Genomic DNA, 6,583 nt, shown 5'->3' on the forward strand with positions numbered 1-6,583 from the left:
TCGAAGACTCCTTCGAAGTCGTCTCCGGCAAGGGCAGCGGCAGCGAAGAGGAAGAAGCTCCGGCTAAGGACCCGGCTCTGAACCTGTCGGAGAAGAAGGTCAAGGCCGTTGACTTCGTCAACGAAGAAAAGGGCCTCAAAGCCGTCGTTTCAAACCTCGAGCCCGGCACCGAAGTCAAGTTCAACGTTGCAGGCACCTCCGGCAACGCCAAGAACGTCCGCCCGTTCAAGCAGACCGTCAAGGCTGACAAGGACGGCAACGCGGTCTTCAGCATTAAAGGCATCAGCGAGGACAACCCGTCGGCTTACCTCGGCAAGTACACCGTCACCGCTGAATTCGACGACCAGAAACTCGAAGACTCCTTCGAAGTCGTCTCCGGCAAGGGTGGCAAGAGCGATTCCGAAGACGCCGGCAGCGGCGGCGGATCCGTCTCCGGTGGTGCATCGGACAACGTTGCAGGTTCCAGCGACTCCGGCACCCTGCCGCGCACCGGTCAGGGACTCGGCGGCCTGGCAGCAGGTGCCGCACTGCTCACCGTCGGTGGTGCAGCCGTTCTGCTCACCCGCCGCACCCGCAAGGCCTGAACACAACGCAGCCTCAGAACTGACGCTCTGAACTGACACGCAGGGGGGGGGCGGCCCACACAGGGCCGCCCCTCCTTGTTGCTTAAAAGCCGCGCCGCTCAGAGCCTTACTGCAAAACGGCCGGCAGAACCTCTACCGGGTACGGCGCGACGAAGTGCCCGGCATGAGAACACCGGCAATGCGCCTGGCCGGACGCGCCCTGCGGCCTGCCCCCTGCGAGTCCTCAAACAAGGACACAACATCTCCAGATGACGCCGCCGCGAAAATCCTTCCGGCAGTTTCCAGTCGCCTGCGCATCGCGTCCATTTCGGCACGCATAGCTTCCTGTTCGCGGCGCATAGCCTCGATTTCTTCGCGCATCCGCAGGATCCGCTTAATGCCCTCGAGGTTGATGCCGTCATCCTGGCTCAACCGCTGCACCAGCTGAAGCTTCTCAATGTCGTCAGCCGAATAGCGGCGCCCGCGCCCAGCAGACCGCTGAGGTGTCACCAGCCCAAGACGGTCATACTGCCGCAGTGTCTGCGGATGCATGCCGGCCAGTTCAGCGGCAACAGAAATCATGTAGACAGGACGGTCTGCGGGAATCATCACGCTTCACCTGCCCTCCTCTGCAGCCCTTCACGCGGATCTTCGCCCGCGGTAGCAGCGGCAAAATCCTCTACGGCCTTCTTCGCATCCGCGTTCAGATTGCGCGGCACCGTCACTTCGACGGTCACCAGCAGGTCGCCCTTGCCGGACTTCGCATCAATGCCCCGTCCACGCAGACGCAGTGTGCGACCCGACGGCGTGCCCGCAGGAATCTTCATGGTGACCGGCTGCCCTCCCAGCGTGGGCACCGAAACCTGAGTTCCAAGAGCCGCCTCCGGGAACGTCACCGGCAGCGTCATGCGCAGATTGTTGCCATCGCGCGTGAAAACACTGTGCGGTGCAACCTCGACGGTCAGAATCACATCGCCGGGCTTGCCGCCGTTAGGGCTGGGCTTGCCCTTGCCGCGAACGCGCACTTCCTGCCCGTCCTTCACTCCCGCGGGAGTGCGAACAGTCAGTGGCTTGCCACCGGGCATCTTGAGTTTCACAGTGGCGCCTTCAACCGCTTCCGTAAAGCTCAGACGCGCCTTCGAACGGATGTCCCCGCCCTTCTGCGGAGACTGCTGATAGCCGCCGAAACCGCCACCGCCAAAGCCGCCACCGCCGAACAGGTCAGAAAGGTCCGGGCCCCCGCCAGGGTAACCACCGGAATATCCACCGGCACGAGTCCGACCCCCTCCACCGGTGTTGAACAGGCCGGAGAAGATGTCCTCAAAGCCACCGGCACCAGCACCGCCGGCACCCGCCTGGAACCTGGCGCCGCCGCCCATGGCGCGCACTTGGTCATACTGTTTGCGGGTCTCTGGATCGCCGATCACCGAATTGGCAGCCGAGATCTCTTTGAACTTCTCTTCTGCTTCCGCGTTGCCCGGATTGGCGTCCGGGTGATACTTGCGGGCCAGTTTGCGGTAGGCCTTCTTGATTTCAGCATCGGAGGCATCCTTGGAGACTCCGAGCGTCTTGTAGTAGTCCTTCTCGAACCACTCATTCTGCGGTCCCGAGTTCATCCGGCCCCTCCTTTCAATGCCGAAATGGTCTGTTCTTCAGTCCTTCTAGCGGCCGAGGCGGAGCCCCACCTTCCCCGTCGGGCACCTCGGTGCCCCTCCGGGTGGTCGGAAGCTCCGCCTCGGCAGCTGTGAGCGTGTCAGGCTTCGGGGAGGTGAACCCCCACCCGAGCCGCCCGAATGACACGTTCGCCGATCTTGTAGCCGGGCTGCATGACCATGAACACCGTGGGCTCTTCAACATCAGCCGAAGGCTGCTGCATGAGAGCATCGTGGATGTTCGGGTCGAAGACTTCGCCGACTTCGCCGTACTGCACGACGTCAAGCTTGCCGAGAGCTTCCAGGAGCCTGTCGACGTGCTTTTCGTACGGACCGGTGACGTCGCCGGCTTCGCGAGCCAGCTTCACTTCGTCAAGCACCGGCATGAGAGCTTCAACCGCGCCCTGCAGACCAGCTGCGCGTGCAACCTCCTGGTCGCGTTCCGAACGACGGCGGTAGGCCGCGTATTCGGCGTTCAACCGCTGCAGGTCGTCAAGGTAGCGCTTGGCTTCGTCCGATTCCGGCTGCGGTTCGGCGTCTTCGATGCCCGATGCGTCGTCGGGAATCTCGACACCGAGGTCCGAGGCATCGGCCGGCTGCTCTGCACCCTGCTGGGCTTCCGGCTGCTGTTCGGACTCCGGGGCGTCGGCCCCGTCCCCGGCCTGACCCGCGGGGCGGGCCTGACCGGTTTCGGGATCAATCCGACGGTTGTCCTTGAACGAGAAGCCCTGGTCGCCGGCGTCGCGGCCGTCTGGGTTCTCGGTGGTCATTACTTCTCCTCGTCTTCGTCAACGACTTCAGCGTCAACGACATCGTCGTCAGCAGAACCTGCGTCAGCCTGTGCGCCTTCCGCACCGGCTTCAGCCTGAGCTGCCGAGTAGATGGCCTCGCCCAGCTTGGTCTGCGACTGCTGGAGCTTGTCGTAGGCCTGCTTGACGGCGTCGTCATCGTCACCCTTGAGGGCTTCCTTCAGAGCGTCGACATCTGCCTGGACTTCGTTCTTGACGTCTTCGGGCAGCTTGTCGTCGTTGTCCTTGATGAGCTTGTCCGTCTGGTAGGCAACAGTCTCCGCGTTGTTGCGGGTGTCAGCAGCTTCGCGGCGCTTCTTGTCCTCTTCAGCGTGCTCTTCTGCTTCGCGCACCATGCGGTCGATGTCTTCCTGCGGAATAGCCGAACCGCCGGTGATCGTCATGGACTGCTCCTGGCCGGTGCCCTTGTCGGTGGCCGACACGTGCACGATGCCGTTGGCGTCGATGTCGAAGGACACTTCGATCTGCGGAACACCGCGCGGAGCGGGTGCAATGCCGGTCAGTTCGAAGGTGCCCAGCGGCTTGTTGTCGCGCGTGAACTCACGCTCACCCTGGAAGACCTGAATCGACACGGACGGCTGGTTGTCTTCGGCCGTCGTGAAGGTTTCGGACTTCTTGGTGGGGATCGGCGAGTTGCGCTCGATGAGCTTGGTCATCACGCCGCCCTTGGTTTCGAGACCCAGCGACAGCGGGGTGACGTCAATGAGCAGCACGTCCTTGCGGTCACCGCGCAGAACACCTGCCTGGACGGCAGCGCCGACTGCGACGACTTCGTCCGGGTTGACGCCCTTGTTGGGCTCCTTGCCGTTGGTGAGCTTCTTGACGGTTTCGGTCACGGCGGGCATACGGGTGGAACCGCCGACGAGGACCACGTGGTCGATGTCGGACAGGCTCACGCCAGCATCTGCGATGACCTGCTCGAAGGGCTTCTTGGTGCGGGCCAGGAGGTCCTCGGTGAGCTCTTCGAACTTGGCGCGGCTGATGGACTCATCCAGGTGGATGGGGCCGGATTCGCTCATCGACAGGTACTGCAGCGAAATGTTGGTGCTGCTTGCGCTGGACAGTTCCTTCTTGGCCTGCTCAGCAGCTTCCTTGAGGCGCTGCATGGCGGTGGGGTCCTTGGTGAGGTCCACGCCGTAGCCGTTCTTGACCTGTCCGACCAGGTAGTCGACCAGACGCTGGTCCCAGTCGTCACCGCCGAGCTCGTTGTCACCCGAGGTGGCGCGCACCTGAATGGTCGAGAAGTCGTCTTCGTCCTTGCCGACTTCCAGGAGCGAAACGTCGAAGGTTCCGCCGCCGAGGTCGAACACGAGGATGAGTTCGTCTTCCTTGCCGCGCTCCAGACCGTAGGCCAAAGCTGCTGCGGTCGGTTCGTTGATGATGCGCAGGACGTTCATTCCGGCAATCTGGCCGGCATCCTTGGTTGCCTGACGCTGAGCGTCGTTGAAGTATGCGGGGACGGTGATGACGGCGTCGGTCACGGTGTCCTGCAGGTACTCTTCAGCGTCGTGCTTGAGCTTCTGCAGAATTCGAGCCGAAATTTCCGGTGCCGAAAGGTCCTTGTCGCCGAGCTTGGTGGTCCAGTCGGTGCCCATGTGGCGCTTGACTGAGGACACGGTGTTTTCGACGTTGGTAACAGCCTGGCGCTTGGCGATTTCACCCACGAGGGAATCGCCGTTCTTGTTCACTGCGACAACCGACGGAGTGGTGCGGCCGCCCTCAGCGTTTGCGATGACCTTCGGTTCGCCGCCTTCGAGAACCGCGACGACCGAGTTGGTGGTTCCAAGGTCAATACCTACTGCACGAGCCATGTTCGTGTCTCCTTTCAAAAGAGCCTTCGCACTCTGAGTGCATCTGACTCAAGTCTGCTACTGGATGCTTGGGTCGTCAACCTCATTGAGCCTGAGACCTTCATTAAACTTGCGTTCACTAGACTCAACTCTAAAGGGCCTGGCCTTATTCCCCCAGGGAAAGAAACGTCGGAAAAAGTTTTGCGGCAGCGGAAGTCGATCTTCCGAAAAATTTTCAGTACCGATAAAACCCCTGGTCAGAACACTTATTCGCACCCCCGCAACGCCGCCAGTCCGAAATCTTGGACAAAAGACAGCTTTGTGACCGCCCAGTCAACTCGCCAGTAAGTTACTTTGAAGTCGTCAACTCGGTGACATGCGTCACCACACAAGAATGACGACCACGAGAGGACCACCCGATGAAGCTGACACAGTCACTCCTGCGCTCCGCCGCCGGCGGTCTGACAGCACTCGCAGCGACCGCGGCCATGGTTGCTGCCGCCTCCCCCGCCTCCGCGGCAACAAACACCCACGAGTACCCGGAAACCCCAGCCCTCAACCCGAACCTGCCGATCGTCAAGACAACCCACAAGTCCGACCACATCAAGGCAAACGTCCTCAACCCCCACCCCGTGTGCAACGCGCTGGAAGACAAGCGCACCACCGTCTACAAAGTCACCGACAAGTTCCTGCCCGTCGGCACCATCTCCACCACCAACAACACCGACAAGGCGATCCCGCTGACCCAGAACACCTCGAAGTCACAGTCGATTTCACTTGAGGTCAACGGCAGCCAGACCGAATCCGTGTCCGTCAACGGCGGCGGTTCCGCATCCAAGAAAGACACTACCGGCAACTTCGGCATCGCCTGGGAACTGGCCAAGACCATCGGCGGTTCCGCCTCGTACTCCCTGAGCTGGGACGTCGGCCAGACCATCGGCCCCTACGATGTCCCCGCCGGCAAGACCGGCGACGCCACCTACGGATTCCGCGCCATCAACATGATCGGCACCCAGCAGCACTGCAAGTCCGACGGCACCTGGTCGAACCCGACCGCGTGGCGCGCATTCTCGCCGATCAAGAACGAAGTCCGCGTCAAGATCTACGGAAACGCCTCCGAATCGGATCAGACAGGCAAGCCCACGGTTGAAGAGAAGCCCAACCCGAAGCCCACCGAAAACACCATCGAACCCGATGATTCGCCCATCAAGGGCGACGGCGGCAGCAAGCCGGCGGGCAAGCAGAAGCTTGACCTCGAACCGCAGATCACCGTGACCGACGGCAAGGTTCCCGGCTACGCGGGCATCGCCGCACTGCGCGTGAAGAACGTCGGCACCGACCGCTACTTCAGCGAAGACCCGGCAGTGTCCTACCGCGTTGACGTGAAGACCGAAGACGGCCCCGAAAGCGTTGACCGTTTGATCACCCCGGGTTGGTTCAACGGCGCCTACACGCAGGACCTCGGCTTCAACAAGAAGACCTCGACCCGCTCCTTCCTCGTCACCCTGTCCAACCCGGTGAAGAAGGGCGAAAACCAGCTGATCGCCAACTTCAAGTTCGGTGACGGCAAGACCACCGAAGGCCGCCTGAAGAACTCGATTTCGGTCACCCAGGTTGAACGCGCCGAAGGCGACAAGTCGACCTACAACGACCAGAACGTGTCCTCGAAGGACATCACAGTCAATGACCTCGGCAAGCCGGCCAAGCACAAGGGCATCTTCTGATCGACCAGCATAGGCAATCGGGCCGGTGGGACACTCCCACCGGCC

5 protein-coding genes and 1 pseudogene are annotated in these 6,583 nt (G+C 61.9%); 2 read left to right on the forward strand and 4 right to left on the reverse strand.

Annotation, left to right across the window (positions count from 1 at the left end):
• Positions 1–584 (forward strand): annotated as a pseudogene (locus HMPREF3092_RS11330) (hypothetical protein); the annotation flags it as partial.
• Positions 585–716: 132 nt separating this feature from the next.
• Here the strand turns inward: HMPREF3092_RS11330 and HMPREF3092_RS05030 are convergent.
• The 4 genes from HMPREF3092_RS05030 to dnaK all read right to left on the reverse strand — a co-directional run bounded on the left by HMPREF3092_RS05030 (position 717) and on the right by dnaK (position 4,835).
• Complete coding sequence (locus HMPREF3092_RS05030; RefSeq protein ID WP_062023219.1) at positions 717–1,172, reverse strand: heat shock protein transcriptional repressor HspR; 456 nt, start codon at positions 1,170–1,172, stop codon at positions 717–719.
• Complete coding sequence (locus HMPREF3092_RS05035) at positions 1,172–2,179, reverse strand: DnaJ C-terminal domain-containing protein (protein WP_070424043.1); 1,008 nt, start codon at positions 2,177–2,179, stop codon at positions 1,172–1,174. The genes HMPREF3092_RS05030 and HMPREF3092_RS05035 overlap by 1 nt, the downstream gene beginning before the upstream one ends.
• A gap of 137 nt (positions 2,180–2,316) precedes the next feature.
• Positions 2,317–2,985 (reverse strand): nucleotide exchange factor GrpE, encoded by a 669-nt coding sequence (locus HMPREF3092_RS05040; protein ID WP_070424044.1) that lies wholly within the window; start codon positions 2,983–2,985, stop codon positions 2,317–2,319.
• Complete coding sequence (gene dnaK / locus HMPREF3092_RS05045; RefSeq protein WP_019174378.1) at positions 2,985–4,835, reverse strand: molecular chaperone DnaK; 1,851 nt, start codon at positions 4,833–4,835, stop codon at positions 2,985–2,987. The genes HMPREF3092_RS05040 and dnaK overlap by 1 nt, the downstream gene beginning before the upstream one ends.
• A gap of 398 nt (positions 4,836–5,233) precedes the next feature.
• On the opposite strand from dnaK, the gene HMPREF3092_RS05050 reads away from it, so the two are divergent.
• Positions 5,234–6,538: a hypothetical protein gene (locus HMPREF3092_RS05050; RefSeq protein WP_070424045.1), complete on the forward strand. Its 1,305-nt coding sequence runs from the start codon at positions 5,234–5,236 to the stop codon at positions 6,536–6,538.
• Positions 6,539–6,583: the final 45 nt, after the last annotated feature.

The organism is Brevibacterium sp. HMSC24B04 (assembly GCF_001806835.1).
Taxonomy (GTDB): domain Bacteria; phylum Actinomycetota; class Actinomycetes; order Actinomycetales; family Brevibacteriaceae; genus Brevibacterium; species Brevibacterium ravenspurgense.

Coding starts and splice junctions, on each gene's coding strand:
- HMPREF3092_RS05050 (WP_070424045.1), top strand. CDS start 5,234: ATGAAGCTGACACAGTCACTCCTGCGCTCCGCCGCCGGCGGTCTGACA.
- HMPREF3092_RS05040 (WP_070424044.1), bottom strand. CDS start 2,985: ATGACCACCGAGAACCCAGACGGCCGCGACGCCGGCGACCAGGGCTTC.
- HMPREF3092_RS05030 (WP_062023219.1), bottom strand. CDS start 1,172: ATGATTCCCGCAGACCGTCCTGTCTACATGATTTCTGTTGCCGCTGAA.
- HMPREF3092_RS05035 (WP_070424043.1), bottom strand. CDS start 2,179: ATGAACTCGGGACCGCAGAATGAGTGGTTCGAGAAGGACTACTACAAG.
- dnaK (WP_019174378.1), bottom strand. CDS start 4,835: ATGGCTCGTGCAGTAGGTATTGACCTTGGAACCACCAACTCGGTCGTC.